We start from the raw sequence: 26,297 nt of genomic DNA on the forward strand, positions 1-26,297 counted from the left end.
AATAATCTTAAATTTATTGCTATAAAATTATATCAATATAAAAATTATGACAAACAAAAATTTATTAACTATTATAAAGAACTCTCCAAGTATTGAAATTTTACGCTCAAAAAATAGAGAACTAATATTTGATTTTTTTTTGACAGTCTTTAATAATGATAATAAAAGAAACATATCTTCTGAAGATATTATTTTATCACTAACTGATTTTTTAAATCATCACAATATTCACTTAGAAGAAACTGAAAGTAATACCATAGATACTCTCGAAATTAAAGCGAAAAATGCCATTAAAAATTGGACAAATAAAGGATTCTTAACAAACTATAAAAATGAAAATGGTGATGTATTCTATGAATTATCAACACATACGAATAAAACTATTAACTGGATTTATAGCTTAGAAAAAAAAGAGTTTGTAGGTGCTGAATCAAAATTTAAAGATATTTTTAATAAACTGAAAGAATTAGTTGAATTTACCAATGAAGATGTCGATAAACGAATAGAAATATTAGAAGATAAAAAACTTAAAATTGAACAAGAAATACAACAACTTAAAATTGGTGAAGATGTAAAAATATTTGAAACTCATGAAATAATCCCAAGATTTCAAGAACTAACATATTCAGCAAAAGAACTCCTCTCCGACTTTAAAGAAGTAGAAGATAATTTTAAAAATATCACAAAAGATATTTACAAAAAACAAACCAATCAAAATTTTACTAAAAAAGATATTCTAACCTTCACTTTTGATGCTCTTGATGATTTAAAAGAAAGCCATCAAGGTAAAAATTTTTACGCCTTCTGGAAGTTCTTAATAGATACCAATTTTCAAGAAGAATGGAATGTTTTAACAGATGAATTATACCAAACATTAACCGATAAAAATATCCCAATTAATGATGCTTTTTTAAAAAATATGAAAAGCTATCTTCACGCATCAGGGAATAAAGTGTATCAAGCTAATGATAAAATGGCAGATAAATTAAGCCGTATTATTCGAGAAAATGACAATTCTGATAAAAAAAATTCTAAAAAAGTAATTCTACAAATAAAAAATTACTTAACTCAAATTAGTGAAACTAAAAAAACACCTGATTTATCAATAGCAATAGAATTAAATAATAACATCCATATTCCATTTGATAAACGCTTAACACTTCAACAAAAAAAAGAAATTACCTACAATAAAAAACCAAAAATTGCGGAAAATGATATTTCTAAATCTGTTCAATTAAATAAAATTTTTAAAGAAAATGCTATAGACAAAAATTTATTAAGAAAAAGAATAAAAGAAATGCTAAGATTAAAATCTCAAATAACACTTCATGAAATTATTGAAAATTATGGAGGAATTAAAAAAGGATTACCAGAAATTTTTGGATATTTTGGAATAATAAAAGATTTTACTCATAGTTTTAACTCCGAAAAACAACAAGAAATTATCTTTGATAAAATCAATAATAAAGCTATTAAAATCCCTGAAATAATTTTAATTAAATGAAGCAACTACACCAAAATATAAAACCATACTCAAAAGCAATCGTTAAACTATTAAAAGGAACTGTTAATAAAAATGAAAGTATTTGGAATGACATTTTAAATTATCAAAATGAAATTCAAGAATATATTAGCAAAATTGGACTAGAACTTATTGTAAAAGAAAATGATGGATTCGCTTTCTTAAAACAATTTGAAATTGATAACGATAACAATACTATTGGAATCGCCTCAAGACGACAAGTAGGTTTTGAAACTAGCATCGTTTTAGTAATACTTCGGCAAATAATAGAAGAATTTGAAAATGATCCAACCGATTTTACCGTTACAGAAAAATATATAACAGCATCCGAACTAAAAGAACAAATTAGCTTTTTTATCCCTGAAAATTATAATACAATTAAAGTTTTAAAAAACATTGAAACTTATATTAAAAATGTAGAAAAATTAGGTTACCTAAAAGAAATTGGAACAAGTGAAAATGAAAAAAAATATATAATTCATAAAATAATCAAAGAAAAAATTACACTTGACATTTTAAATGAATTTAAAGAAAATTTAAAAAATTATGTGGAAACTATTTAATACAAGCGCAGATAAAGCTGGATTCAGACTTCAATATATGGAAATATATAATTGGGGAACTTTTGATAATCAAATATTTAAGATTGAACCAAAGGGAAATAATTCTTTATTAACAGGTGCTAACGGTTCTGGTAAAACAACTTTTATAGATGCCTTACTAACACTTTTAGTTCCTTTAAAAAGTGATAGATTTTATAATCAATCTTCTGGTGTTCAAAAAAAAGGCGACAGAAGTGAAGAAAGTTATGTCCTTGGGCATTACGGAGATATTCAAAAAGAAGGAGATTTAAGCACTACATCGCAAAAACTTAGAGATAAAACGACTTATTCTGTTCTTCTAGCTTCATTCTCCAATACGGATGAAAAAATAATTACACTATTTCAAGTTCGAAGTTTTTCAAACGGAATGATGAAAAGAACCTTCGGAATTGCCTATAAAACACTAAATATCACATCGGACTTTAGCGATTTTGATGCAAAAGGAAATTGGAAAAAACGCCTCGATAAACGTCATAATACATCTCAAAAAAAATGGATTGAATATTATGATAGTCCTAAAAAATATGCCGAAAGATTATATAAACAATTTGGTATGCTTTCCATAAAAGCACTAAGTCTTTTTAATCAAACAGTAGGAATTAAGGTTTTAGGAGATTTAGACGAATTTATTAAAACCAATATGCTCGAAAAAAGAGATACTGAAAATGAGTATAATCAATTAAAAAGTAGCTTTACCACATTAATAAATACCAAAAATGATATTGATAAAGCAACAGAACAAATAAAACAACTTGAACCAATAAATTCAATTGCAAATCAACTTGAAAACATTAATATTCAACTAGAAAAAACACAAGAAAATAAAGAAAAATCAGTCTTTTGGTTTGCTCAAAAAGGATTAAAATTAGCCGATACAGAAAGTGATATTATAAATATTAAAATTGAAGAAATTGATGAAGAAATTAAAATATTAAAAGAAAATAAAATTGATTTAGAAAGTAAAAAAACTGATTTACAAGTCCAAATTAAGTCTGATGAAGTTGGAAGGCAAATTGAAGATTTAGAAAAAGAAATTAAAAGAATTGAAAAATTAAGAAATTCAAGAAAAGAGAAATCTGACGAGTACAACCAATTAGCACAAATTTTAAATTATCCTATAAATTGTGATGAAAAAACATTTAAAAACTCCAAAACTCTAGCTCAAGAAAAAAAAGCAAAAATTAAAACTGAAATTGACACACTCAATAAAAGCCTAAGAGATGCGGAAAGGAAAGAAGAAGATATAAAAATTGAGCTTGAAAAAGCAATTAAAACTATAAAATATTTACAAAATAATAACAATAATATAACAGGCGATTCAGCAAGAATTAGAGAACAAATACTTATTAATGTTGGAGCTTCTAAAGATGAAATTCCTTTTATTGGCGAATTAATAAAAGTAGATGATTTAGAATGGGAAGCATCAATTGAAAAGGTTTTACATAATTTTGCCTTGCGATTAATCGTTCCTGAAAAATATTATCAAGAAGTTAATAAATACGTAAATAACACCAATTTAAAAGGAAAAATAATTTACGAACGTTACAAAGATTTTACCTCTCTAAAAAATTTACAGAATTATTCAAAGAATAAAAATCTCTTAATTAATAAAATTAGTTTTAAATCTAATAGTAAATATATTGATTGGATTGAAGAACGTATAAGCAACCAATTTAATTACACTTGCGCAGACAATCTTTTAGAATTTAACTCTTTAGAAAAAGCTATTACAAAAAAAGGATTAATTAAAAGAAAAGGAAGTCATGAAAAAGATGATAGAAAATATAGCTCCAATAGAAATAACTTTGTATTAGGTTGGGATAATAAAGATAAAATAAACTACTGGAAAACAATATTTAAAGATTTACAAGATAACGAAAAAGAACAAATAAAGTTAATCCGAGAAATTGATAAAAAAATTAAATCTATTGCTATACTAGAAGAAAATTTATCTGATTTACGCAAGCTATTTACAAAATTTGATGAAATAGATTGGAAAACGTATGCAAATCAAAATCAAGAAAAAAAAGAACTAAAAAAGAGACTTGAAAATACAAATGACAAAGTAAAAGCTCTTCAAGAACAATTAAAAAACACCCAAAATAATTTAGCTAAAACCGAAAAAGAAATTGATACTCAAAAAGATGCAAAACGAAATGAAAACACCAAATTAAATGAAGCCAAAGCACAAATAACTTCTCATTCTACTTTATTAAATCAAGTATCTGAAAATAAACCTGATGTAATTGACTTGATTAATCTTGAAGAAAATAATGTAATTCTTAAAGAAATTAATTATACTAATTTTTCAGTAACTCAAAAAACTTTTCAAAAAAATATTAGCGATCAAAATGAAAAATTAAACAAAGATAAAAATAACTTAAACATAAAAGTAAGTTCTAAAATAAATGCTTTTAAAAATCCATCAGAAGAAATTTTAAAAAAATATAAATCTTGGCACGCTGATGTTAATCAACTTTCAACATCATTAGAATTTATCAGTGAATATCAAAAAAAATACAACAATTTAATAAAAGAAGACTTACCTAGTTTTGAAAGTAAATTCAATAAACATCTACAAACAACAATTGAAGACAAAGTAGCGATTTTTAAAAATTTCTTTAATCAATGGTCTGAAGATATTAAAGAAAATATCAGTTCTTTAAACAATTCACTTAAAGCTATAGATTTTAATAATCATCCTACAACAAGCTACATTCAACTGAAAGCTCAAAATAAAAAAACAGCTGATATAACAGAATTTAAAGCGTTATTAGAAAATGCAATTCCAAATTTTAAAGAATTTGACAAATCAATAGATGCAAGAAAAAATCATTTCAATAATAATATTAAGCCATTTATAAAACAGCTTGAAAACGAAAAATGGCGAGAAAAAACGACGGATGTTCGCTCTTGGTTTGAATACAATGCAGAAGAAATTAACAGAGAAACCAATCACAGAATAAAAACCTATACAGGAATGGGGCAACTCTCTGGTGGAGAAAAAGCACAATTAACCTATACTATATTAGCTTCTGCGATAGCATATCAGTTTGGATTAACCAAAGAAGGCAATTCTTTTCGTTTTATCGCCATTGATGAAGCGTTTAAAGCACAAGATGAAGAAAAAGCAAAATATCTTATTAATTTATGTAAACAACTTCATTTACAGCTATTAGTAGTAACGCCTAGCGATAATATTCATATTGTTGAAAATGATATTTCTTTTGTTCATTATATAGAAAGAAGAGATAATAAAATTTCTTGGCTCTACGATATGCCTATTGAAAAATTTCAAGAGGAGAAATTAAAATATATTGCCAAATGATACATCCAAAAGAAATAAAAATAAAAGCTCAAAGAAAATATAAAAATTATCTTCAAGCGATTATAAATGAAGAAAATATTTTTCCTTTAGATATTATTGGCAATAAAAAACCTAGCAATTCAATATCTGAATTTAACAAAGAGCTAAAAGAACTTATTCTTTCATCAAAAGAAAAAAAAGGATTTGGTTATAGTATTAGCTACAATAAACGAAAAACAAAAATATTAGGAACACAAAGCCTTCCTTCAAGTATTTATTTTGAAACTAAACACGATTTTGAAAAATATCTTAATATTCAAAAAGAGGTAAATCAATTTAAAATAGATTATCAAAATATATTAAAACACTTTCCTGAACTTCTATTTTGGATAGAAAAATACCCAAATAAAGTAATTGATAATTCGGAAAAATGGTCTGATATTTTAAAAGTATGCGAGTACTTTAAAGCCAATCCGAAACCAAATTTATTTATCCGAGAATTACCTATAACTCTCCACACAAAATTTATAGAAGGAAATAGAGCTATATTAAAAGAGTTGCTTGATATTATCATAAATCCTTTTATCAATAAAGACAAAACAAAATTTGAAAAGCGTTTTAATTTAAAATATAGCGAACCTTTAATTCGTTTTAAAATTCTAGATTCAAAAATAAGTAAACATTATTTTTCGGGAATAAATGATATTTCAATTCCAATAAATCAGTTTAACGCTATAAATTTAAACTTTGAAAAGGTCATTATTGTAGAAAATAAAACAAATTTGCACACCATTGCTTTGACACTTCCTGAAATGGAAAAAACAATTGTAATTTTTGGTAGTGGATTTAAAATTGAAAACTTAAAAAATGCTACATGGCTAAATAAAAGCGAAATTTTATATTGGGGAGATTTAGATGTTCAGGGCTTTGAAATTTTATCTCAAATGAGAAATTATTTCCCAAAAACAAAAAGTTTTCTTATGGATGAAACTACATTTGATAAATTCTTTGAAAATGATAACGGAACTTTATCAAATGTAAATATTTCTTTAAATTTAACTGAAAAAGAAATGATTATTTACAAAAAAATAAAGAAAAATAATTGGAGGTTAGAACAGGAAAAGATTCCGTTAGAATATGTTAAAAAAGAAATAAATAAAAACTAATTTCTAATAAACTATATCAAAATTTTGATATATTGGAAATAATATCAAAACCTCTTAACTAATATTACTCCAAAGCCCGCTTGATTTTTGCAGTTGCGTATAAACTTTTAATAGATTTGCATTTTCAGGTTTCGAAAAACTAGCATCATCTTCTAAAACAGCGATTGCCGTTTGACGGGCTTTATGTAGAATTGCGGTATCTTTTACCACATCGGCAATTTTTAGGTTTAATACGCCACTTTGTTGCGTTCCCATAATATTTCCAGGACCTCGAAGTTTTAAATCTACCTCAGCAATTTTAAAACCATCAGTAGTATCAACCATGGTTTGCAAACGGGTTTTGCTATCGGATGATAATTTAAAACTCGACAATAAAATACAATAACTTTGCGATGCGCCACGCCCTACTCTACCTCGTAATTGATGCAACTGACTCAAACCAAAACGTTCAGCACTTTCAATAACCATTACCGATGCATTTGGCACATTTACACCAACTTCAATTACCGTAGTTGCCACCATTATTTGGGTTTCGCCTTTTATAAATCGATTCATTTCAAATTCTTTATCGGCAGGTTTCATTTTTCCGTGAACAATGCTAATTTGATATTTTGGCGATGGAAAATCTCTCGAAATACTTTCATATCCATCCATTAAATCTTTATAATCCATCGCTTCCGATTCTTCAATTAACGGATACACCACATACGCCTGTCGCCCTTTGTTTATCTCATCTTTCAAAAATTTAAAAACTGATAAACGATTACTATCAAAGCGATGTACGGTTTTAATTTCCTTACGCCCTGGCGGTAATTCATCAATTACTGAAATATCTAAATCACCATAAACCGACATCGCTAAAGTTCGTGGAATTGGCGTTGCTGTCATCACTAAAACATGTGGCGGAATTGATTTTTTTACTGTAACCGTAGGCAAACTATTTAAGGTTGCAATGATTCTTTTTGTTGTTTTATCTAGTATATTTTCAAGGCTATTTTCAGGCGAATTTAGAATTTTATTTTCATCTAATCGAACCACTTTATAACCGAATTCGGTTAAAATTTCGGTACGCAAACGCATTGCTTCTTGCTGTTTTTCGGTCGTATGATATTTACCAATAACTTCTATAATTAGTTTTTTTTCAAGGCAGATAAAATCAATTAAAAAATCTTCAATAAGATAATATCTTCGGAATTTAAAACCTGTTTTTTTATTATCTAAAACTTCCCACAAGGCTCTTTCAGCTTTTGATGTTGTATTTTTTCGTTTAAAAGCAATTTCTTTAATTAATTGATAAGATGCTGAATTTTCATCCTTATATTTTTGATGAAGATTTCTACCTTTTTCATTCAGAATTGCAGGCGGTTGATTTTTCTGCCATAATTTAGAACGCTGTGCGACTCCAAAGCGATGTTGCTCATCAATAATAGCAATCCCTAAGTTTTTAAAACAGACTTTATCTTCTAAAACAGCGTGTGTTCCTACTAAAATATGTATTGATTTATCTTCTAAACCTGTATGAATTTCACGTCTTTTTTTAATTCGTGTTGAACCCGTTAATAATTCAACTTTTATCGTTGTTCCTTCTAAAAGTTCGGTAATTCCATTATAATGCTGAATTGCTAAAATTTCAGTTGGTGCCATAATAGTTGCCTGATAGCCGTTATCAATCGCAATTAACATGCTTAACAACGCCACAATTGTTTTTCCTGACCCAACATCGCCTTGCAATAAACGGTTCATGTGTTTGCCAGAACCAACATCTTTTCGAATTTCTTTTAACACTCTTTTTTGAGCATTTGTCAATTCAAAAGGTAATTTATTGGTGTAAAAATCAGTGAAATTATTGCCTATTTTTTCAAAAACAGCGCCTTTTATTTTTGATTTACGGATGCGTTTTTTCTGTAATAATTGAATTTGAATAAAAAATAATTCTTCAAATTTTAAGCGATATTGTGCTTTTGCTAATAATTCTTGACTCTTAGGAAAATGAATATTGAGTAAGGCTTCTTTTTTGGCTAATAAATTATTTTCTTCGGATAGATAATCTGGCAATGTTTCTGTTATCAAACTAAAATATTGCTCAAATAAATACTGAATAAATCCTCTTACTATTTTATTGGTAATTCCTTTATTCGCTAATTTTTCTGTCGATGGATATACGGGTTGCATGGCAGATTGAACATTACTTTTATGTTCTTTTACCGTTTCCATTTCTGGATGTGGCATATTTGCCCTACCGTTATACCAATTTAATTTCCCATAAATTACATACGGAACATCGGTTTTTAAGCTGTTTTTTATCCATTTAGCACCTTTAAACCACACCAAATCTAAAAAACCTGTGCCATCTGAAAAAGTAGCCACTAGCCTACTTCCTCGTTGTTGTTCAATTTCTTTAACGGCTGTTATTTTACCAACTATTTGAACCTCAGCAGTATTTTGAGCCAATTGTTGAATCGTATAAAACTGGGTTTTATCAATATAACGAAACGGAAAAAAGTGTAATAAATCATTACACGTTTTAATCCCTAATTCGGAATTTAACAATTCGGCACGGGCTACACTAACGCCTTTTATATATGTTATCGGGTGATTTAAATTCATTAAATACGAAAATACAAAAAGACATTAAAATCCACTATCTTTGCGCCTATAAATTCACCAAATGAGATTACATAGAAATTTAGTTTACGCAGTTATTGATAGTTTACGTGACGTTTTTAATGATGACGTATATGCCGATAAAGCTGTTGAAAAGGCATTAAAAAGAGATAAAAGATGGGGCGCACGTGATAGAAAATTTGTTGCCGAAACTATTTATGACATCGTACGATGGAAGCGTTTATACGCCGAAATTGCAGATGTAAAAACGCCGTATTCACGACCAGATTTATGGCGTTTATTAGTAGTTTGGTGTACTTTAAGAGGAATAAAATTACCAGATTGGAATCAAATTGAAGAAACGCCTACAAGACGAATTAAAGGACGCTTCGATGAACTTTCTCAAATTAGAAAATACAGAGAATCTATTCCTGATTGGATTGATGAATTAGGTGTTAAAGAATTGGGCGAAACTGTTTGGACTAAAGAAATGGCGGCATTAAACAAACGTGCTGATGTTATTTTACGTACCAATACATTAAACGTAACCAAAGAACATTTACAGAAAGATTTACAACAAGAAGGTATTGAAACTGAATTTATAGAAGGCTGTGACGATGCTTTACGTTTAGTTGAACGTGCCAATGTTTTTAAAACAGAAGCTTTTCACAAAGGATTTTTTGAAGTTCAAGATGCTTCTTCTCAATTAGTAGCGGCTTATTTAGACGTTGCTCCTGGTATGAGAGTAATTGATACTTGTGCTGGTGCTGGTGGTAAAACATTGCATTTAGCTGCTTTAATGAAAAATAAAGGGCAAATTATTGCCATGGATATTTACGAAAGTAAATTACGTAAATTAAAAGTTAGAGCACGTAGAAATGGTATTAGTAATATCGATTTAAAAGTTATTGATTCTACCAAAGTGATTAAAAAATTATACGGTAAAGCCGATAGAGTTTTAATTGATGCGCCTTGTTCTGGTTTGGGTGTTTTACGTAGAAATCCTGATAGTAAATGGAAATTACAACCTGAATTTATTGATAATATCAAAGAAATTCAGCAAGACGTTTTACAGCGCTATTCAAGAATGGTAAAGCCAGGCGGAAAATTAGTTTATGCAACGTGTTCTGTATTGCCTTCGGAAAATCAAGATCAAGTTAAAATATTTTTAGCTTCGGAAGATGGAAAAGATTTCTCACTTGTAAAAGATCATAAAGTATTGGCTCATGAATTTGGATATGACGGTTTTTACATGGCGCAATTAGTCAAAAAATAATTTATTTTTGACTAATTATATTCAAGAATTATCTTCATTTTTAGATTGAAAATTTAGATTGAAAAACAAAAAGCTCGGAATTTTAAAATTCCGAGCTTTTTTTATCAACTATAAAAAACTAACTAAAAAAATATATTTATATAAAACTTTATAAATAGTAAGACGTTTTTTTTATTCCTTCGTTACAATAAATATGCGGTTTAACATTTAATTAGGATTTAGTTTTTTAAAATTATTCTTTAATTTTTAATTTTTGTCCAATAGCAATTGTATTATTTTTGATATCATTTAACTCTTTTAATTTTTTTACTGATATTTTATATTGAGTAGCGATTCTATACAAAGTTTCACCAGTTGCCACTACATGATACGTGCTAGTATTTTCTTTTACTTCCTTTACTTTTTGCTTACTCTGCTTACTCTGCTTAACCTGTTTGATTGGTTTTACATCTTTTACTTGCTTTAACTGTTTCGCTTGTTTTGGTTTTTTATCTAGTTTAAACTCACTCAAATTAATTGTTTTCGTGATATTTTCAGTAACTTCTTCAGTTTTTTCTTTGGATTTTTCTTTGGATTTTTGAACTGATTGCGTAGTTGGTGTGTTTAAAAAAGCTTTTTTTTCTGATGAATTTTTAGCATATCCGACAACTATTTCTTGTCCAATTTTTAGGGCATCAAAATTAGCAACACTATTAAGTTGATATAATTTAGCGAGTTTCAAATTATATTTTCGAGCAATAGTACTTAATGTTTCTCCTTTTTTCACTTTATGAAGAATTGTTGGATCAAATTCTTTTTTAGGAATCGGTTTTACGGCTGATTCAGTAGGAAATGTTCTAGAAATTCTTCCTGTAATTAAATTCATATAGGCTGTTTTATTATCTAATAATACAGTATCCCATCCTTCAGGAAGTTTTTTTTCTTGTATTTTTTCGGATGAATTTTTAGCTATTTTTTTTGTGAATTTCTCTTGTGAATATCCTCCATATATTCCTATCAATAATAAGAATACGAAACTAAGTTCATTTTTCATTTTATTTTTTTTTAAATTAATTCGGTTCTCCTAAGGCATCAATTTTAACTTTTGGTAATTCTAATTTATATTTTACAGCGATAGACCTGATAATAAAAATAACTGCCGCAGATACTATAAAATGTAGGTTTTCATTAATTTTAAAATTCGCTAATATCAAATACGTAACTCCGCCTGCTAAACAAGCGGAAGCATAAATTTCTTTCTTAAAAATTAAAGGAACTTTTCGGGTAAGCACATCTCTCAGTACGCCTCCAAAAACAGCAGAAACCATTCCCATGACTAACGCTAAAAACGGGTGTAAATCGTAGGCTAATCCTTTTTCTAATCCCAATAACGTGAATACACTGATACCAATGGTATCAAACAGAAACATGGTTTTACGAAGCGGTGCTATTTTACTTCTAAACAAAAATGTAACGGCGACTCCTATTAAAGTTATCCATATATAATTTATGTCGCCAATCCATGTGATCGGATGTGCGTTAATTAATACATCTCGTATCATACCACCACCTGTGGCTGTTACAAAGGCGATTATAACAACTCCAAATGCATCGAATTGTTTTTTCATGGCAACTAATGCACCACTTATGGCAAAGGCAAAAGTTCCTGCAATATCAAGGGTATAGATAATATCCACGTAACTATTTATTAACTATTATTTCTAATTAAATACTTATTTCCGAAAACTGTATTTGTAATGTTCTTTCGACATCTTTAATATTATTTCGTTCATTATTCAAAATCAATACTAAAGAAACGCCTTTTTTACCTGCTCTTGCCGTTCGTCCACTTCTATGTGTGTAATATTCTAATTGTTCTGGCAATTGATGATGTACGACAAATCCTAAATTTTGCACATCAATACCTCTTGCGGCAACATCGGTTGATACTAAAATTTGAAGACTTTCATTTTTAAAAGCACGCATTACTTTCTCACGATCTCTTTGTTGCATATCGCCTTCCAAAGCACCTACCGAAAAACCTTCCTCATCTAAAGCTTTTGTTAATTTTTGTACGCCTGCTTTAGTTCTTGCAAAAATGATACCTCTTTCAGTATTTCTTTTTTCTAAAAACTTAACAATTACGTCTACTTTTTCTGGAATCGTAGTTTGTACAAACTGATGCGTAATATTAGCATTTACCAACGTATTTTTATTGACCTCAACTTGTTTTGCTGATGAATCCATATATTTTTTGATGATATTTCTAATTTCATCAGGCATTGTTGCGGAGAACAACCATGTTTTTCGAGTTCCTGAAGTATATTTTAAAATACGATTTAGATCTAATTTAAACCCCATACTTAGCATTTCATCAGCTTCATCAAGTACTAAAGTTTGAATATCTTTTAAGTTTACTTCGCCTCTTTCTATTAAATCGATTAAACGACCTGGAGTGGCTACAATTACATGTGTTGTTCTTTTTAGATTATTTATTTGACGGTCTATTTTTTCACCACCGTAAACAGCTTCTATAAAAATTTTAGCATCTACATATTTTGTAAACTTAAAAAGTTGTTTTTTTATTTGCTGTACTAATTCTCTTGTTGGCGATAAAATTAATGCTTGAACAGTATCTTTTGATGCATCTATTTTATGTAAAACTGGCAATCCATAAGCCGCAGTTTTACCAGTACCTGTTTGGGCTAACCCGATAAAATCCGAATTATTTTGTAATAAATACGGTATGGTTTGTTCTTGTACTTCGGTTGGTTTTTTAATACCTAATTCCTCAAGTCCTTGAATATATTCTTTTTGTACTCCTAACGCTTTAAATGTTGTCATTCTCTATGTATATGATGTGCAAATATATTGCTTATTTTTTCTAAATTTTTCCTTGAAGTAAATTTGTTACTTCTTTGGTTATTCTTCTTGGTTTTTGTGATGTTGCATCTAACAGGCAAAAGGTAGTTTGAGATTTCACTACTAAATCAGTTCCTTTATACATTTCAAAATGACGGATAGATTTTATCCCTGAAGTATTTCCAACCCAGGTTTTCACGGTTATTTCATCGCCTAAAACAGCTTGACTTTTATAATCAATTTCATGACGGATTACAAACCAAACATAATCGGGTTTTGGCACTTTTTTTATCAATAATAACCAATGATTTATAGATACTTCTTGCATCCACTGCACATACACCACATTATTTACATGATGATATTCATCAATTTCATTTGCTGTAACGGTATATTTTTTTTCATAAAAATTCATACCGCAAAACTACGTGAATGATGTTAATTATTACTTAAATGACGTCTTGTTTTTTAAAACTACGTTAGTATTGCTGATATTTGACTACTTAAAAATACTATATGGATAAAATCACACGCAATTTTGGTACTGAAAAAATAAGTAAATTACTATTAAAACAAGCATTACCAGCTTCTGTGGGGATTTTAGTAATGTCCTTAAATATGATTGTTGATACTATTTTTGTAGGACGCTGGATTAACGTAATGGCAATTGCAGCAGTTACAGTCGTGTTACCGATTGCTTTTTTAATATCATCAATAGGAATGGGAATTGGTATTGGCGGTAGCTCTATAATCTCGAGAGCTTTTGGTAAAGGAGATACGTTAAAAGCACTTAAAGTATTTGGAAATCAGATTAGTTTAACCGTTGCATTATCTATTTTATTTGTAGTTATGGGAACTTTTTTTGGCTTTCCTATTTTACAATTATTCGGAGCGAAAGGAAGTATTGTAACTCCTGCGATCGAGTATTTTAATGTTATTATTTGGGGAGTTCCTTTTTTAGCTTTTGCCATGATGGGAAATCCTGTAATTAGAGCTGTTGGAAAACCTAATTACGCCATGTTTACCATGATATTTCCTGCATTTGCAAACATCATTTTAGATGTTATTTTTATTAAATTCATGAATTTAGGAATGTTCGGAGCAGGTTTAGCAACAGCTATTTCTTATATGGTTAGTGGCGGATTTATTTTATGGTTTTTTCTATCAAAAAACACAGAATTAAAAATTATTCCAACATATTTTACTATTGATTTTTCTATTTTAAAAGAAATTATTGAATTAGGAGGAATTACAGTTGTTAGGCAAGGAACGATTAGTCTTTTGATTATCATTTTAAACTACACTTTATTTAAATATGGCGGAGAAAATTCGATTGCCATGTACGGAATTATCAATAGAATAATGATGTTTTCATTATTTCCTGTATTAGGAGTTACACAAGGTTTTTTACCGATTGCAGGCTATAATTACGGAGCAAATAATTGGGCACGAGTACAGGAAGTTATAAAAACGGCTATTTTATACGGAACTAGCATTGCAACGTTTATTTTTATTTTGATAATGATATTTCCTGCAGAATTTGTTGGCTTATTTACTGATGATAGAAAATTAATTTCCCTTACTTCGGATGCTTTAATTATTACATTTTTAGCAACTCCTGTCATCACGCTTCAATTAATTGGTTCGGCTTATTTTCAGGCAGCGGGTAAAGCGTTACCTGCTTTACTATTAACCTTATTAAAACAAGGAATTTTCTTAATTCCGTTGGTTTATATTTTGCCTAAATTTTATGGGATAAACGGCGTTTGGATGTCTTTTCCTATTGCTGATATTCTAGCAACTTTAGTTACTTATTTATATTTGAAAAAAGAAATGAAACATCGTTTAAATAAAAAATAAACTGTCAGTTTGCTTTCAGTTCGAGTGATTTTCTTCCTTCAAAAAAATCTTCAAAAAAATTGTATCGAGAACTTATTTAATAGTAAAGTCAATTAAAATTCATCAACACAAAATAATTCAAATTCTCGATACAATTTTAATTCCTTTTAGAGCCTGTTTAAAAAAAACAAATCAAAATATATTTTAAAGTAATGATTCACCATTTAAATTAGTCGTTAATACATCGCTCATTAGATTCAAAAATGGACGTAACGCTTTATAAGAACTATCAATTTCTGATAAAAAATCTTTAGAAAACACTTCTTTATCCGTGAAATTACGAACAGCTATAAATCCTTTTTTTCGTAATAAATCAATATCAGGATGGTTTTTATCAAAACCTCTTGGTGCTGTTTTTAATTCATCTCCTTCAAATTTAGTTCCGAAATTTTTTACAAATGAGGGATTACTTAAAATAGCTCTAAATTCAGAAGCATCCATTTCAATTTCTTTTCGAATACGTAATAAATCTTCTTTATTCGGTTCCCAAAATCCACCAGCCAAAAAACTCTTTCCTGGTTGAAGTTGTAAATAATAACCACCTCTTAAATCATTTCCCTTTCGTGAAAAAGAACCTCCAAAATGTGTTTTATAAGGCGTTTTATCTTTTGAAAAACGAACATCTCTATAAATTCGGAATTGTTTCATTTTATCAATAGTATCATGTTCCTCTAAGTTTCCCTTTACTTTCAGATAAAAACCTTTTACATTCTCTTGAACCTCTATAAAAGTTGCTTTCTGATCCGCAAACCAATCACGATTGTTATTTTCTTCTAAATCTTTTAAAAATTGAAATATTGATTTTTCTAAGTGCATATTTTTTGATGCTTTTTTATACATGAAAGATACAAAAAAAACGCTGTAGAAAAATCTACAACGTTTTTTATATACTTCTATTTTTTGTATTATTTTTTTACGCTCTTATTTTGCGTTAGGGATTGAACGGCCTGTTTGAGCTCTTTTTTAAATTTTTTCTATTTAAAAAAAGCGAGTAGTGAAAGCCCGCCCGAACGCCCAAAAAAAATCTTATGTTTAAACGTTAAATCTGAAATTCATAATATCGCCATCTTGAACAATATATTCCTTTCCTTCAATACCTAATTTTCCAGCCTCTTTTACTTTTTGCTCGCCTCCTAAAGTAACATAATCATCGTACTTTGTTACCTCAGCTCTAATAAATCCTTTTTCGAAATCCGTATGGATAACACCCGCTGCTTGTGGAGCAGTATCACCAACATTTATCGTCCAAGCACGAACTTCCTTAACTCCTACCGTAAAATAAGTCTGTAAATTTAACAACTTATAAGCAGCTCTAATTAAAACCGAAGCTCCCGCTTCTTTTAATCCGATATCCGCTAAAAACATTTCACGTTCCTCGTAATCATCTAATTCCGTAATATCAGCCTCTGTACCAACCGCCAAAACAATTACTTCGGCATTTTCGTCTTTTACAGCTTCCTTGACTTTGGTAACATAATCGTTTCCTGTAACAGCTGCACTTTCATCAACATTACAAACATATAATACTGGTTTTGCCGTTATAAATTGTAAACTCGCTACAATTTCTTGATCTTTTTCTGAAAAATCAATCGCTCTTACTGAAACTCCTTGTAATAAAGTTTCTTCAACTTTTAATAAAATTTCTAATTCTATTTGTGCTTCTTTATTACCCGTTTTAGCCGTTCTCTTTACACGCTCTAAACGCTTTTGAACCGTTTCTAAATCTTTTAATTGTAACTCAATATCAATAGTTTCTTTATCTCTAACAGGATCTACAGAAGCATCAACATGAATAATATTATCGTTATCAAAACAACGTAATACGTGAATAATAGCGTCAGTTTCTCTAATATTCGCTAAAAACTGATTTCCTAAACCTTCTCCCTTACTTGCTCCTTTTACTAAACCTGCGATATCTACAATTTCTACGGTTGCAGGCATCACTCGCTCCGGATTTACCATGCCCTCTAAAACCTGAATCCTTGGATCTGGCACATTTACCACACCAATATTAGGCTCTATCGTACAAAATGGAAAATTCGCACTTTGTGCTTTTGCGTTTGATAAACAATTAAATAAGGTTGATTTTCCTACATTTGGTAATCCTACAATTCCAGCTTTCATACTATTATCTTTCTATTATTTTCTATTATTTCCTTGAAAATTTTGCGTTTGCAAATATACTTGTTTGCTTTGAATTTTACTCTTTTATTTGATGCTCAATTAACTATTTTATCTAAAAACAGAAAAAAAAGAAAAATATATTGATTTTTTTTTCAGTACATTTAGCTGCTTTTAATACTAATCTTTGATACTAATTTTTGTTTTTTTATATGGATAAATTGTCTGATGAAATTTTATGGAAATCCTTAAAAAAAGGAGATTTAACCGCTTTTGAACTACTTTTTAAAAACTATTATACAAACCTATTTAACTACGGTTTAAAAATTTCTGGCAATAAAATAATAACCGAAGATTCTATTCAAGATTTTTTCATGTATGTATATGAACATCGAGAAAATTTAAGCGATTTAACCAAAATCGCCCCTTATTTATTCATTTCTTACAGACGATTTTTAATTAAAATCCTGCAAAAAAATCAAAAAAATAAACTCGTTAGAGATTTAAATCATCATCTTGTTGATATTCATTTTACACCCGAAGAATTACTTACACATCAAGAATCAACTATCTTTAGAAATAAAAACCTAAGCGATTCACTCAATAAATTAACAAAAAAACAACGAGAAGCACTTTACTTAAAATATCATTGCAACCTTAAAACACAAGAAATTGCCGATGTAATGAATATTAACTATCAGAGCGTTGCCAACACCCTTCATAAAGCAATTAAAAAATTAAGAGAAGATATTCAAATATTACAATTATTTAATTAAACAAGAATTAATATGTAACTTTGGCTTCTTTTTTTTGATACTCTTGATACTCTTGATACTTTTAATTCTGCTTTTAATTCTATGAAAACCGCTAAAATAACAATACTAAATAAACTGGATAAAAAATACAATCCTATCGAAATTCGATTTAAAGAAAAACCCGTTTCAAAAGAAAAAATAAACCTTGCTTGGGAACGTTTAAAAAATCAAGTAAAATCAGCTGAAAAAACACACTCCTAACAACTAAATTATTATATTTGTAACTCTAAAAATGAAGCCGATACATGTTTAATAATTTAAGTGAAAAGTTAGATAAAGCGTTACATACGCTAAAAGGACACGGAAAAATTACAGAAGTTAACGTTGCTGAAACACTAAAAGAAGTTCGTAGAGCTTTATTAGATGCCGATGTTAACTTTAAAATTGCAAAAGATTTTACCAAAAGAGTTCAACAAAAAGCCATAGGTCAAGACGTATTAACAACCTTGAATCCTAGCCAATTAATGGTAAAATTAGTTAAAGACGAATTAACTGACCTAATGGGTGGTGATACCGTTGGAATTAACTTAGGTGGTTCGATGAGCGTTATTCTAATGTCTGGTTTACAAGGGTCTGGTAAAACTACTTTTTCAGGTAAATTAGCGAACTTCTTAAAAACCAAAAAATCAAAAGAAGTATTATTAGTCGGGTGTGATGTGTATCGTCCTGCCGCTATTAATCAGTTACAAGTTGTTGGAGAACAAATTGGCGTAGAAGTATATGCCGAAATAGACAATAAAAATCCTATTGAAATTTCTCAAAATGCTATCAAGCATGCAAAAGCAACAGGTAAAAATGTTGTAATTATTGATACCGCTGGTCGTTTGGCTGTCGATACAGAAATGATGAATGAAATTTCAAACATTCATAAAGCTGTTAATCCGCAGGAAACCCTATTTGTAGTGGATGCAATGACAGGACAAGATGCTGTAAATACAGCAAAAGCTTTTAACGATATCTTAAATTTTGATGGTGTTGTACTGACAAAATTAGACGGTGATACTCGTGGTGGAGCAGCATTATCAATTAAATCAGTAGTAAATAAACCAATTAAATTTATTGGTACTGGTGAAAAAATGGATGCTATTGATATTTTTCACCCTGATCGTATGGCAGATCGTATTTTAGGAATGGGAGATGTTATCTCATTAGTAGAACGTGCCCAAGAACAATACGACGAAGATGAAGCTCGAAAACTTCAGAAGAAAATTGCAAAAGATCAATTTGGTTTTGATGACTTTTTAAGTCAAATTCAACAAATCAAAAAGATGGGTAGCATGAAAGATTTAGTCGGAATGATTCCTGGTGCTGGTAAAGCCTTAAAAGATGTCGATATTGATGAAAATGCTTTTACAGGAATTGAAGCTATTATCCAATCAATGACTCCTTTAGAAAGAAGCACGCCTTCCACACTAAATGCTAGTCGTAAAAAACGAATTGCCAAAGGCTCTGGAACATCAATTCAAGAAATAAATCAGTTGATGAAGCAATTCAATCAAATGAGTAAAATGATGAAAATGATGCAAGGCGGTGGCGGAAAAAAAATGATGCAGATGATGCAAAACATGAAATAATCAAAATTATTAACAACAACACAACACAAAATGATTTTATTAGACGGTAAAAAAACATCTGCAGATATAAAAGAAGAAATTGCTCTTGAAGTAGTAGATTTAAAAAATCAGGATAAAAAAACACCACATCTAGCCGCTATAATAGTAGGAAATGATGGAGCAAGTTTAACCTACGTGAATGCAAAGGTTAAAGCCTGTGATCGTGTCGGTTTTGAATCTTCTTTAATTCGATTACCAAAAGAAACTACCGAAGAAGAATTGTTAAACGAAATTGCTATTTTAAATATCGATAATGATATTGATGGTTTTATCGTGCAACTTCCACTACCCGATCATATTGATGAACAAAAAGTATTAATGTCTATAAATCCTGATAAAGATGTAGATGGTTTTCACCCTACAAATGTTGGTAAAATGGCCTTAAATTTACCTACTTTTATTTCTGCAACTCCTTTCGGAATTTTAGAATTATTAGAACGCTATAAAGTAGAAACATCAGGAAAACACGTGGTTGTTATTGGGCGTAGTCATATTGTTGGTAGTCCGATGAGTATTTTATTAGCTCAAAAAAGAAAAGTAGGAAACGCTACTGTTACCTTAACACATAGTAGAACAAAAAACTTAAAAGAACTTACCTTACAAGCTGATATTATTATTGCTGCTTTAGGGATTCCTGAATTTTTAAAAGCCGATATGATAAAAGATCATGTAACGGTTATTGACGTAGGAATTACTCGTGTTGCCGATTCTTCTAAGAAAAATGGTTTCCGTTTAGTTGGTGATGTTGCTTTTGATGAAGTTTCTAAAAAATCAGCATTTATAACACCTGTTCCAGGTGGTGTTGGTCCAATGACTATCGCAATGTTATTAAAAAATACCTTACTTGCCTGTAGTAGACGAGATTCTTAAAAAATAAATTTATATCGTAATTTATATAGTTTTATATAACAAGGGGTTTTAACCCCTTGTTATATTTACTTGTTTTTTTAGTTGTTTTTTTACTTTTTTCAAAATATTTTAAATCACTCGTTCATCGGCTTTGTAAGCTCCACGTCTATGCAAAATCCATTGGGCTTCATCTAACGGATTTACACCTTTATAATCTCTTGATATTCCTTCATTTTTAGGACAAACATCATATCCATAAAATTTCAAACGCAAACGAATTTTACCGCTACTAATCGTATTTAATTTGATACTAAAATCCAAAGAAGTGGCCACGGGTATTTTTCCTCTTAATATAAAATTTTCAGTTTCTGATATAAATTCAGGCGTATCAAAAGTGGCTCTTCGAGTACTTAATTCGGCAGTTATTTTCCCTAATAAAGATTCATTTGCTTTTATCTCAAAGCTCAAAATAGGTTCTAATAAATGCGTTCCTCCCTTTTTTAATCCTTGCATAATTCCCATAGGAGTTGCTAAATTAAAATCACCAGGTCTGGAATGTACGTTATGATCTTCACCTTTTATGAGTGTAATTTTCACATCTGTTACTTCCCAACCTAAAATTCCTTGTGCCAATGCTTTTGGAATTGTTCGTGCAATTTCATGTTGATATTTAATATGCACATCATTTTGAGAAACCACAGAATGATACTCAACGCCCGAATTTAACGGCGCAGGTTCAATTAAAAAAGTCATGATTGCCCAACAAGGTTTTGGCATCCAATATCGAATATATCCTTCGGCTTTTTTGCTGATAGTTTCTTTATACACAACTTGCGGATCGGTAAATGTTGCCGAAATATCGAAACGCTCTTTTAAAAGATGTGCTAATATTTCAATTTGCATTTGTCCCATCAATAATAATTGCAGTTCTTTTTCTGCCTTAAACCACTTGAATTGTAATGATGGATCTTCACTATCTAACTGTGTTAAGGCTTTTGCTAAGGCATTATAATCGGCATTATTTTCAGGAATTACTTGAACCGTAAGCACTGGAATATGCAATTCTGGAAGTGCTGGAATGTTCGTTGGATCGCCTAAAATATCTCCTGCTTTTGTACCTAAAACACCTGTAATTACGCCAATATCTCCTGATGTTAAAATACAATTATCAATATATTTTGTTTGCTGTAATTGTTTGGTTTGATGTATTTTAGTTTCTAATTGTTGTGTATAATTATACACCGTTGTTTTAGAAGATAATCTTCCTGAAAAAACTTTTACATGCGCCATCGTTCCGAAAACAGCATGTTGTTCTAACTTAAAAACATAGGCTGAAAGTGATTTTTCTAGTATTTTTTCTGATGTATTTTCTGAGATATTTGAATTTAAAGAAGTTGGAAAAAATTGAATTATTCCGTCTAATAATTCGGTTACTCCGATATTATTTTTGGCAATTCCTGTATAAACAGGCGTAATTTTAGTGTCAATCGTTAATTTTTGAATCGTTTTTAAATACGTTTCATCAGTAATTATTTCATCATTAAAAAAGCGTTCTAATAATACTTCATCAGTATCAAGAATTGTTGTAATTGTTTTTTCTCTAATTTCAGAAATTGCGACTACTGTTTTATCATCCGAAGAAATAGTAAAAATAGGCGAAATTGTTGCGTTTGGTAAACCGTCATTTTCAGAAGCAATTATTACCACAGGTTTTGCATTTAAATCGGTTTCTAATTGCGTTATTACAGTTTCGGTATCTGCTCCTTGCCTATCAATTTTATTGATGAAAATTAATGTTGGTATTTTTAATTCTTGTAATGAATCCCAAATATTTAAGGTGTGTGCTTGCACGCCTTCCACCGCAGAAACGACCAAAATAACGGCATCAACAACGCATAAAGCACGTTCTACTTCACTAGAAAAATCAACGTGTCCAGGAGTATCAATTAAATTAATTTTGATGTTTTTCCAATCAAATGAAGTTGTTGAGGCTTTTATCGAAATTCCTCGTTCTTTTTCAAGGGATAAACTATCGGTATTTGTAGAACCTTTATCGACACTTCCAAGAATTCGAATAGCACCTGAATTGTATAAAAAATGTTCTGTAAGTGTTGTTTTTCCTGCATCTACATGCGCTAAAATACCGATATTTATAGTTGGTTTCGTCATTCTTATTTCATCCTATTTTTAATTATTTAAAGTGATTCTTCACTAAATAACACGACAAAATTACGGTATTACTATCAAAATAAATTAGGTTTTATCCTACTTATTTTACTACTTTTAAACTCCTTAAAAACACTGATTTTCAAACCTATGACAAAAAAAAGAACTTATTAAAAAAAGAATACAAATAAAAATCAAAAAAAGTTGAAAAATAAAAAAACTAAAAAACAATGATAGAAATTATTATTTACATAAGTATTGGACTTATTCTAGGCGGTATTATTGGCTGGTTTATCGGTCGCTTGAAAAGTAACATCACCTTACAAGAACAGAAAAAAGAAAGTTTAGAGAATTTCATCCTTTTAGATAAAAAATATGCAATACTCAAAGCAACTTCAGAAGATTTATTGAAAAAACACGAAGAAAAGAAGCAAGAATTAGACAATCAAATTAATAATTTAAAAAATACGAATCATACATTTTTTGAAAATCTTACAACGGCTAATGCTAAAAATAATGCTTTAGAAGAAAAATTAATCACCCAAAAAGAAGAAATAAAAGAAATGAGTGAAAAATTTAATTTGGAATTTAAAAATATTGCTTCCGAAATATTAAAAGATAACACCAAATCTTTTACAGAACTTAATGAAACAAAAATAAAAGCATTGTTAAATCCTTTAGGCGAAAACATAAAAGAATTTAAACAAAAAGTTCAAGATGTCTACGATAAAGAAGCAAAAGAACGGTTTTCTTTGGGCGAAAAAGTGAAAGAATTAGCCGATAAAAGTGACCAAATTAGTCAAGATGCCATCAACCTTACTAACGCCTTAAAAGGCGAAGCAAAAACACAAGGAAATTGGGGCGAAATGATTTTAGAAAATATTTTAGAAAAATCTGGATTGCGTAAAAATGAAGAATATTTTAAAGAACATCAACTCGAAGATGAAGATGGAAATCCTTTAAAATCCGATGTGGAAGGAAAAAAAATGCGCCCAGATTTTGTTATCAAATATCCTGATAATAGAAATGTTATTATTGATTCAAAAGTTTCTTTAAACGCTTTTACAAGATATATCGCTTCCGATGAAATTGAAACTCAAAAGAAAGAAATTCAATCGCATGTAACAGCAATTAAAAATCATATTATCGCCCTAAGCTCCAAAGGATATGATGATTATGATAAATCTTTAGACTTTGTAATGATGTTTATTCCTAGCGAACCTGCTTATATTGCCGCCATGCAAGCCGATGCTAATCTCTGGAATTACGCATACGATAAACGAATTTTATTAATGAATCCGACCAATCTTATTACTTCTCTAAAGTTAATTGTTGATTTATGGAAACGTGAATATCAAAATAAAAATGCCATTGCAATTGCAGATAGAGGTGCCAAATTATACGATAAATTTGTTGGTTTTGTTGATAATTTAGATAAAATTGGAAAACACTTAAATAATGCTCAAAATTCGTATCATGATGCCTATAAACAGTTAAGTACAGGGAATGATAACCTAGTTACACAAACCACAAAACTAAAAGAATTAGGTGTTAAAAATAAAAAAGAACTTCCGTTGAATTTAGTGAAATAAAAAAAATCTACTAAATTTTCATTTAGTAGATTTTTTTAAATTTTAAATAACTGTATTATTATGCTAATACTTTAGCTACCATTTCACCAATTTTAGCTGGAGATTCCACAACGTGAACACCATTTTCTGCTAAGATTTTCATTTTAGCTTGTGCTGTATCATCGTCGCCACCTACAATTGCTCCTGCATGTCCCATTGTTCTACCTGCTGGTGCTGTTTGTCCTGCGATAAAACCAATAACTGGTTTACGATTTCCGTCCGCTTTAATCCAACGTGCAGCTTCTGCTTCTAAATTACCTCCGATTTCACCAATCATTACGATTGCTTCTGTTTCGTCGTCATTCATTAATAATTCAACGGCTTCTTTAGTAGTAGTTCCAATAATTGGATCTCCACCAATACCGATAGCTGTTGTAATTCCGTATCCTTGTTTTACAACTTGGTCAGCTGCTTCATAGGTTAAAGTTCCTGATTTAGAAACGATACCAACTTTTCCTTTTTTGAAGATAAAACCTGGCATAATACCAACTTTTGCTTCATCTGGAGTAATTACCCCTGGACAGTTAGGTCCTACTAAAGTACAGTCTAATTGGTCGATATACGATTTTACTTTTACCATATCAGCTGTAGGAATTCCTTCAGTAATACAAATGATTACTTTAATTCCTGCTTCTGCAGCTTCCATAATAGCGTCCGCAGCAAATGCTGGTGGCACAAAAATAATAGAAGTATCTGCTCCTACTTTTTGTACAGCTTGATCAACCGTATTAAAAACTGGTTTTCCTAAGTGCTCTTGACCACCTTTACCTGGAGTAACTCCTCCAACTACGTTTGTTCCGTAATCAATCATTTGACCAGCGTGGAAAGTTCCTTCGCTACCAGTAAAACCTTGTACAATAATTTTTGAATCTTTATTTACTAAAACACTCATGGATTTTTATTTTTATTTGTGCTTCACAAAAGTAATCGTTTGATATTGATTTGTGAAAAATTTTTAGTTGTTTTTTTGTTCTTTTAAGAAACGTTTTATTCCAGCCATTTCTTTTAACTTTTCTCTAGATTCTGAAATTGGAGTTCCAAAATAGGTTTTTCCTCCTGCCACAGATTTTGTAACGCCTGTTTGCCCAAGGATTATCGCTTTTTTACCGATAGTAATACCACTATTAGTACCGACTTGTCCCCAAATAGTAACCTCATCCTCAATAATAACACAACCTGCAATACCTGTTTGCGAAGCAATTAAACATTTTTTACCAATAATCGTATCATGTCCAACATGTACTTGATTGTCAATTTTTGTTCCTGCACCAATCGTGGTATCACCTGTTACGCCTTTATCAATCGTACAAGAAGCACCTAGAGTTACATTATCTTCTAAAATAACACGTCCACCAGAGATTAATTGGTCAAATCCTTCAGGTCTATTTTTATAATAAAAAGCATCCGCTCCTAAAACCGTATTAGCGTGAATGATAACATTATCACCAATAATCGAATTACTATAAATCGTTACATTCGGATGAATAATACAATTTTCCCCAATAATTACATCATCTCCAATAAAAACATTTGGTTGAATAATAGTTCCTTTTCCTATTATTGCAGTTTCAGAAATACTTTCTTTAGATGCTATAAACGGATTAAAATGAATCGTTAATTTATTAAAATCAGCAAAAGGATCCTCAGAAATTAATAATGTTTTTCCAACGGGACAATCCACTTTTTTATTGATTAAAATAGTCGTTGCCTTCGAATTTAATGCTTTTTCATAATATTTTGGATGATCGACAAAAACAATATCTCCTTCCGCTACAACATGAATTTCATTAATTCCCTTTATAAGAAAGTTTTTATCGCCTACAAATTCCACCTTTAATAAAGAGGCTATTTGAGCTAATGTTTGTGGTTTTTTAAATTTCATTAT

Annotated in this window: 21 protein-coding genes; 11 read left to right on the forward strand and 10 right to left on the reverse strand. The window is 29.7% G+C overall.

Annotated features, from left to right (window positions below; all coding sequences use genetic code 11):
* The first annotated feature begins 46 nt into the window (after positions 1-46).
* From L0U77_RS06520 to L0U77_RS06535, 4 genes are read left to right on the forward strand one after another with little or no spacing between them, the layout of a single operon-like run.
* Positions 47-1,504 carry a DUF3375 family protein gene (locus L0U77_RS06520; protein WP_233897291.1) on the forward strand — a complete coding sequence of 486 codons (1,458 nt, stop codon included), beginning with the start codon at positions 47-49 and terminating at the stop codon, positions 1,502-1,504.
* Complete coding sequence (locus tag L0U77_RS06525; RefSeq protein WP_233897290.1) at positions 1,501-2,085, forward strand: DUF4194 domain-containing protein; 585 nt, start codon at positions 1,501-1,503, stop codon at positions 2,083-2,085. The genes L0U77_RS06520 and L0U77_RS06525 overlap by 4 nt, the downstream gene beginning before the upstream one ends.
* Positions 2,069-5,452, forward strand: coding sequence for an ATP-binding protein (locus tag L0U77_RS06530; RefSeq protein ID WP_233897289.1), 3,384 nt, complete (start codon positions 2,069-2,071; stop codon positions 5,450-5,452). The genes L0U77_RS06525 and L0U77_RS06530 overlap by 17 nt, the downstream gene beginning before the upstream one ends.
* Positions 5,449-6,597, forward strand: coding sequence for a Wadjet anti-phage system protein JetD domain-containing protein (locus L0U77_RS06535; RefSeq protein WP_233897288.1), 1,149 nt, complete (start codon positions 5,449-5,451; stop codon positions 6,595-6,597). Before L0U77_RS06530 ends, L0U77_RS06535 begins: the two co-directional genes overlap by 4 nt.
* 54 nt (positions 6,598-6,651) lie before the next feature.
* Here L0U77_RS06535 and L0U77_RS06540 read toward each other — a convergent pair whose 3' ends face one another.
* The gene (locus tag L0U77_RS06540) at positions 6,652-9,204 is read right to left on the reverse strand and encodes a DEAD/DEAH box helicase (protein ID WP_233900913.1); all 2,553 of its coding nucleotides are present in this window, start codon (positions 9,202-9,204) and stop codon (positions 6,652-6,654) included.
* A 61-nt stretch (positions 9,205-9,265) separates the two neighbouring features.
* On the opposite strand from L0U77_RS06540, the gene L0U77_RS06545 reads away from it, so the two are divergent.
* Positions 9,266-10,477 carry an RsmB/NOP family class I SAM-dependent RNA methyltransferase gene (locus L0U77_RS06545; RefSeq protein ID WP_233885238.1) on the forward strand — a complete coding sequence of 404 codons (1,212 nt, stop codon included), beginning with the start codon at positions 9,266-9,268 and terminating at the stop codon, positions 10,475-10,477.
* A 232-nt stretch (positions 10,478-10,709) separates the two neighbouring features.
* Here the strand turns inward: L0U77_RS06545 and L0U77_RS06550 are convergent, their stop codons facing one another.
* From L0U77_RS06550 to L0U77_RS06565, 4 genes are read right to left on the reverse strand one after another with little or no spacing between them, the layout of a single operon-like run.
* On the reverse strand, positions 10,710-11,510 hold the full coding sequence (locus tag L0U77_RS06550; RefSeq protein ID WP_233897286.1) for a LysM peptidoglycan-binding domain-containing protein: 801 nt from the start codon (positions 11,508-11,510) through the stop codon (positions 10,710-10,712).
* 16 nt (positions 11,511-11,526) lie between these two features.
* Positions 11,527-12,153 carry a trimeric intracellular cation channel family protein gene (locus tag L0U77_RS06555; RefSeq protein ID WP_233900914.1) on the reverse strand — a complete coding sequence of 209 codons (627 nt, stop codon included), beginning with the start codon at positions 12,151-12,153 and terminating at the stop codon, positions 11,527-11,529.
* 28 nt (positions 12,154-12,181) lie between these two features.
* Positions 12,182-13,300: a DEAD/DEAH box helicase gene (locus L0U77_RS06560; protein ID WP_101917370.1), complete on the reverse strand. Its 1,119-nt coding sequence runs from the start codon at positions 13,298-13,300 to the stop codon at positions 12,182-12,184.
* A gap of 40 nt (positions 13,301-13,340) precedes the next feature.
* Positions 13,341-13,733: an acyl-CoA thioesterase gene (locus L0U77_RS06565; RefSeq protein ID WP_101917371.1), complete on the reverse strand. Its 393-nt coding sequence runs from the start codon at positions 13,731-13,733 to the stop codon at positions 13,341-13,343.
* Between the two features lie 101 nt (positions 13,734-13,834).
* Between L0U77_RS06565 and L0U77_RS06570 the strand changes: the two genes are divergently transcribed.
* The gene (locus tag L0U77_RS06570) at positions 13,835-15,178 is read left to right on the forward strand and encodes an MATE family efflux transporter (protein WP_233885233.1); all 1,344 of its coding nucleotides are present in this window, start codon (positions 13,835-13,837) and stop codon (positions 15,176-15,178) included.
* A 183-nt stretch (positions 15,179-15,361) separates the two neighbouring features.
* Here L0U77_RS06570 and L0U77_RS06575 read toward each other — a convergent pair whose 3' ends face one another.
* Both L0U77_RS06575 and ychF read right to left on the reverse strand, forming a co-directional pair.
* Positions 15,362-16,033 carry a DUF2461 domain-containing protein gene (locus L0U77_RS06575; protein WP_233862090.1) on the reverse strand — a complete coding sequence of 224 codons (672 nt, stop codon included), beginning with the start codon at positions 16,031-16,033 and terminating at the stop codon, positions 15,362-15,364.
* A gap of 216 nt (positions 16,034-16,249) precedes the next feature.
* Complete coding sequence (ychF, locus tag L0U77_RS06580) at positions 16,250-17,341, reverse strand: redox-regulated ATPase YchF (protein ID WP_233885230.1); 1,092 nt, start codon at positions 17,339-17,341, stop codon at positions 16,250-16,252.
* Between the two features lie 209 nt (positions 17,342-17,550).
* Here ychF and L0U77_RS06585 point away from each other — a divergent pair, with 209 nt between their 5' ends.
* The 4 genes from L0U77_RS06585 to folD all read left to right on the forward strand — a co-directional run bounded on the left by L0U77_RS06585 (position 17,551) and on the right by folD (position 20,636).
* On the forward strand, positions 17,551-18,114 hold the full coding sequence (locus tag L0U77_RS06585) for an RNA polymerase sigma factor (RefSeq protein WP_101917377.1): 564 nt from the start codon (positions 17,551-17,553) through the stop codon (positions 18,112-18,114).
* A gap of 81 nt (positions 18,115-18,195) precedes the next feature.
* Positions 18,196-18,354 carry a hypothetical protein gene (locus tag L0U77_RS06590; RefSeq protein ID WP_159459581.1) on the forward strand — a complete coding sequence of 53 codons (159 nt, stop codon included), beginning with the start codon at positions 18,196-18,198 and terminating at the stop codon, positions 18,352-18,354.
* A 44-nt stretch (positions 18,355-18,398) separates the two neighbouring features.
* On the forward strand, positions 18,399-19,727 hold the full coding sequence (gene ffh / locus L0U77_RS06595; protein WP_101917379.1) for a signal recognition particle protein: 1,329 nt from the start codon (positions 18,399-18,401) through the stop codon (positions 19,725-19,727).
* Between the two features lie 30 nt (positions 19,728-19,757).
* Complete coding sequence (folD, locus tag L0U77_RS06600) at positions 19,758-20,636, forward strand: bifunctional methylenetetrahydrofolate dehydrogenase/methenyltetrahydrofolate cyclohydrolase FolD (RefSeq protein WP_233897282.1); 879 nt, start codon at positions 19,758-19,760, stop codon at positions 20,634-20,636.
* 108 nt (positions 20,637-20,744) lie between these two features.
* Here the strand turns inward: folD and L0U77_RS06605 are convergent, their stop codons facing one another.
* Complete coding sequence (locus tag L0U77_RS06605; protein ID WP_233897281.1) at positions 20,745-22,784, reverse strand: GTP-binding protein; 2,040 nt, start codon at positions 22,782-22,784, stop codon at positions 20,745-20,747.
* Between the two features lie 227 nt (positions 22,785-23,011).
* On the opposite strand from L0U77_RS06605, the gene L0U77_RS06610 reads away from it, so the two are divergent.
* Complete coding sequence (locus L0U77_RS06610) at positions 23,012-24,373, forward strand: DNA recombination protein RmuC (RefSeq protein ID WP_233897280.1); 1,362 nt, start codon at positions 23,012-23,014, stop codon at positions 24,371-24,373.
* Positions 24,374-24,431: 58 nt separating this feature from the next.
* Here L0U77_RS06610 and sucD read toward each other — a convergent pair whose 3' ends face one another.
* Complete coding sequence (gene sucD, locus L0U77_RS06615) at positions 24,432-25,304, reverse strand: succinate--CoA ligase subunit alpha (RefSeq protein ID WP_101917385.1); 873 nt, start codon at positions 25,302-25,304, stop codon at positions 24,432-24,434.
* Positions 25,305-25,367: 63 nt separating this feature from the next.
* Positions 25,368-26,294, reverse strand: a complete 927-nt coding sequence (locus L0U77_RS06620; protein WP_233898947.1) for a UDP-3-O-(3-hydroxymyristoyl)glucosamine N-acyltransferase — start codon at positions 26,292-26,294, stop codon at positions 25,368-25,370.
* Between the last annotated feature and the right edge of the window lie 3 nt (positions 26,295-26,297).

This window comes from Tenacibaculum piscium (assembly GCF_021390715.1).
Taxonomy (GTDB): Bacteria; Bacteroidota; Bacteroidia; order Flavobacteriales; family Flavobacteriaceae; genus Polaribacter; species Polaribacter piscius.

Excerpts from the sequence above, each read along its gene's own strand:
- L0U77_RS06520 (WP_233897291.1), top strand. The coding sequence starts at position 47 with ATGACAAACAAAAATTTATTAACTATTATAAAGAACTCTCCAAGTATT.
- L0U77_RS06525 (WP_233897290.1), top strand. The coding sequence starts at position 1,501 with ATGAAGCAACTACACCAAAATATAAAACCATACTCAAAAGCAATCGTT.
- L0U77_RS06530 (WP_233897289.1), top strand. The coding sequence starts at position 2,069 with ATGTGGAAACTATTTAATACAAGCGCAGATAAAGCTGGATTCAGACTT.
- L0U77_RS06535 (WP_233897288.1), top strand. The coding sequence starts at position 5,449 with ATGATACATCCAAAAGAAATAAAAATAAAAGCTCAAAGAAAATATAAA.
- L0U77_RS06540 (WP_233900913.1), bottom strand. The coding sequence starts at position 9,204 with ATGAATTTAAATCACCCGATAACATATATAAAAGGCGTTAGTGTAGCC.
- L0U77_RS06545 (WP_233885238.1), top strand. The coding sequence starts at position 9,266 with ATGAGATTACATAGAAATTTAGTTTACGCAGTTATTGATAGTTTACGT.
- L0U77_RS06550 (WP_233897286.1), bottom strand. The coding sequence starts at position 11,510 with ATGAAAAATGAACTTAGTTTCGTATTCTTATTATTGATAGGAATATAT.
- L0U77_RS06560 (WP_101917370.1), bottom strand. The coding sequence starts at position 13,300 with ATGACAACATTTAAAGCGTTAGGAGTACAAAAAGAATATATTCAAGGA.
- L0U77_RS06565 (WP_101917371.1), bottom strand. The coding sequence starts at position 13,733 with ATGAATTTTTATGAAAAAAAATATACCGTTACAGCAAATGAAATTGAT.
- L0U77_RS06570 (WP_233885233.1), top strand. The coding sequence starts at position 13,835 with ATGGATAAAATCACACGCAATTTTGGTACTGAAAAAATAAGTAAATTA.
- L0U77_RS06575 (WP_233862090.1), bottom strand. The coding sequence starts at position 16,033 with ATGCACTTAGAAAAATCAATATTTCAATTTTTAAAAGATTTAGAAGAA.
- ychF (WP_233885230.1), bottom strand. The coding sequence starts at position 17,341 with ATGAAAGCTGGAATTGTAGGATTACCAAATGTAGGAAAATCAACCTTA.
- L0U77_RS06585 (WP_101917377.1), top strand. The coding sequence starts at position 17,551 with ATGGATAAATTGTCTGATGAAATTTTATGGAAATCCTTAAAAAAAGGA.
- L0U77_RS06590 (WP_159459581.1), top strand. The coding sequence starts at position 18,196 with ATGAAAACCGCTAAAATAACAATACTAAATAAACTGGATAAAAAATAC.
- ffh (WP_101917379.1), top strand. The coding sequence starts at position 18,399 with ATGTTTAATAATTTAAGTGAAAAGTTAGATAAAGCGTTACATACGCTA.
- folD (WP_233897282.1), top strand. The coding sequence starts at position 19,758 with ATGATTTTATTAGACGGTAAAAAAACATCTGCAGATATAAAAGAAGAA.
- L0U77_RS06605 (WP_233897281.1), bottom strand. The coding sequence starts at position 22,784 with ATGACGAAACCAACTATAAATATCGGTATTTTAGCGCATGTAGATGCA.
- L0U77_RS06610 (WP_233897280.1), top strand. The coding sequence starts at position 23,012 with ATGATAGAAATTATTATTTACATAAGTATTGGACTTATTCTAGGCGGT.
- sucD (WP_101917385.1), bottom strand. The coding sequence starts at position 25,304 with ATGAGTGTTTTAGTAAATAAAGATTCAAAAATTATTGTACAAGGTTTT.
- L0U77_RS06620 (WP_233898947.1), bottom strand. The coding sequence starts at position 26,294 with ATGAAATTTAAAAAACCACAAACATTAGCTCAAATAGCCTCTTTATTA.